The organism is Actinosynnema sp. NPDC059797, from assembly GCF_042732085.1.
GTDB lineage: Bacteria > Actinomycetota > Actinomycetes > Mycobacteriales > Pseudonocardiaceae > Actinosynnema.
On sequence record NZ_JBHWIE010000643.1, the window covers coordinates 1 to 2330 of the forward strand.

General features: G+C 73.1%; 4 protein-coding genes. 3 read left to right on the plus strand and 1 reads right to left on the minus strand.

What is annotated here, in order from left to right; translation table 11 throughout:
• The 3 genes from ACFV4N_RS42855 to ACFV4N_RS42865 all read left to right on the plus strand — a co-directional run.
• Positions 1–505, plus strand: a 505-nt coding sequence (locus ACFV4N_RS42855; RefSeq protein WP_499678433.1) for a hypothetical protein, incomplete at its 5' end; no start/stop codon positions are given.
• Positions 506–913: 408 nt separating this feature from the next.
• Positions 914–1630 (plus strand): ATP-binding cassette domain-containing protein, encoded by a 717-nt coding sequence (locus ACFV4N_RS42860; protein WP_499678434.1) that lies wholly within the window; start codon positions 914–916, stop codon positions 1628–1630.
• Positions 1603–1869, plus strand: coding sequence for a hypothetical protein (locus ACFV4N_RS42865; protein WP_499678435.1), 267 nt, complete (start codon positions 1603–1605; stop codon positions 1867–1869). Before ACFV4N_RS42860 ends, ACFV4N_RS42865 begins: the two co-directional genes overlap by 28 nt.
• 3 nt (positions 1870–1872) lie before the next feature.
• On the opposite strand, the gene ACFV4N_RS42870 is transcribed toward ACFV4N_RS42865, so the two are convergent.
• Positions 1873–2330: thioesterase II family protein (locus ACFV4N_RS42870; protein WP_499678436.1), on the minus strand; the 458-nt coding region annotated here is incomplete at its 5' end.

Consider the following 2330-nt stretch of genomic DNA (forward strand, 5'->3'; position numbering starts at 1 on the left):
AGACAGGCCCTCTTACGGCAAGCCCTGGGTGCGCCGGTACTGGACGGAGACCCTGGACCGCGCCGTGCCGTTCCGGGGGCCTGACCGCGCCGGGCTGCTCGACCCGGAGGACCTGGCCCGGCTGACCGACCTGCACCCGTCGGGCCGCGCGCGGTTCTGGGGCGCCACGGCCAAGCACGACCGGCGGATGGACACGCTCGCCACCGGTGACGTCGTGCTGCTGACCGGCCGCAAGCGCGTGCTGGCGATCGGCGAGGTCGGCCACGGCCTGCGCAACCCGGAGTTCTCCCGGCACCTGTGGCGGCCCGACCCCGGCCGGTGCCTGTGGAGCAACGTCTACAGCCTGCACGCGTTCTGGCCCACAGACATCCCTTACGAGGAGATCTGGGCGCTGCCCGGCTTCAACGCCGGCGACAACTTCATGGGGCTGCGCTTCCTGGGGCCGGACAAGGCGGCGGTGGTGCTGGAGCTGACGGCCGACGTGCGGGGCACCGCCTCGGCGTGACGGACGGGCCGGTTCGGGGGTCTTCCGCCGCCGCGACAGGCGTCAGTGGCGAAGGTCACATTATTGGAGACGTTGGGGCAGGATACCGGGCCTTTTATCCCGGCTGCCGCCGGGGGCCGTTATCCACCCGAACAGGGCAAGGCGGACACCGGGTGGACGTATCGGTCCCGGATATTCCACGCGTCGGAGATTTGTGCGGGTCGCCGCGTGTGCACGGGGCGGGATTCCCGATCTTCGCGGGCCGGTTCCGGGCGGTTCCGCACCCCTGCCTTGTGACCCTTCGTCACTTTCCTCCTCCCGGCTTTCCCGATCGGGGGTTGGTGTAGGTCCACCTCGATTGGGGCGTTAGCGCCATGCCCTCCGCGGGTGCCCTCTCTTAGCGTTGAGGTCAGCTCATAGGAGGAGTTCATGCGTGCAAGGGTTTCGGAGGAGCGGGTGCTCCCGGGTGCCGGGAGCACCGGGACTCCGCTGCTCCGGCTGGACGGCGTCCGCAAGCAGTTCGGGGACGAGGTCGTGCTCGACCGCGTCGACCTGGAGGTGCGCGGCGGCGCGCTGGTCGGGGTGGTCGGCGGCCCGGGTGCGGGCAAGACGACGCTGACCTCGATCGCGGCCGGCCTGCTGCCCCCCGACGACGGCGTCATGTGGCTGTTCGGCGAGGACCTCTGGGACGGCCCCGGGCTGGTGCGGTCGGCGGTCGCGCTGGTCCCCGAGGACGAGCCGGTGGTCGACCGGCGCTCGTGCCACGACGTGCTGGTGTGCGCGGGGATGGCGCACGGCCTGTCGCGCGTGGCCGCGGAGCGCCGGTCCACGCTGCTGCTGTCGGTGTGCGAGCTGACCGACGCGGCCGACCTGCCCGCGTACCGGTGCACCGCCGGGCAGCGCCTGCTGCTGCGGCTGGCGACCGCGCTGCTGGGCGAGCGCCGGCTGCTGGTGCTGGACGACCCGTTCACCGGGGTCGACGCGTGGGCGCTCGGGGTGGTGCGCGCGGTGCTGAGGGAGTTCACCGCGGCCGGGGGCGGTGTGCTGTGCGCCGTGCGCTCGTCCGAGCCGATCGCCGCGTGGTGCGACCGCCTCGTCGAGCCGTTCAGGGGGAGCGGGTGCGCGTTCGACTCGAACACCCGGTGAGCGCGGAGGTCGACGCGGAGGGCAGGTTACTGCTCACCGTGTCCCGCACGGGCACCTCGTTCCTCTTCGAGGCCGAGCACACCGGGATGTGGATCGCGCTGCGCCGGCACGACGGCCGCGTGGACGAGGCGTCCACGGCGCTGGCGCGGAGGTGGAACACCGACCCGCACGCGGTGCGCGAGGACCTGGGCCGGTGGGTGTCCCACCTGTGCGCCATCGGCCTCGCGCACCTCGACTGACGGTCAGCGGGCCCGTCGGAGGCGGTCGGCGATCAGCGCGTTGACCGCCTCCGCGTGATCGGTCAGGTAGAAGTGGCCGCCGCGGAAGACCTCCAGCTCGAAGCCGCCCGAGGTGTGCTCCGCCCAGGTCCGGGCCTCGTCCTCGGACACCTTCGGGTCGCCGTCGCCGATCAGCGCGGTGATCGGCGCCCGCAGCGGCGGGCCGGGCACGTGCTCGTAGGTCTCCACGGCCTTGTAGTCCGCCCGCAGGGCGGGCAGCACCATCGCCAGGATCTCGTCGTCCATGGCCCGCAGGTCCGTGCCGCCCAACGCCCTCAGCTCGTCCATCAGCACGCGGTCGCCCCGCAGGTGCAGTCGCTCGCCGCGGTGGGTGGTGGGGCCGCGCCGGGCCGACGCGAACAGCCGGACCGGCGCGGCGCCGCGCTCCTCCAGCCGGCGCGCCACCTCGAACGCCACGGTCG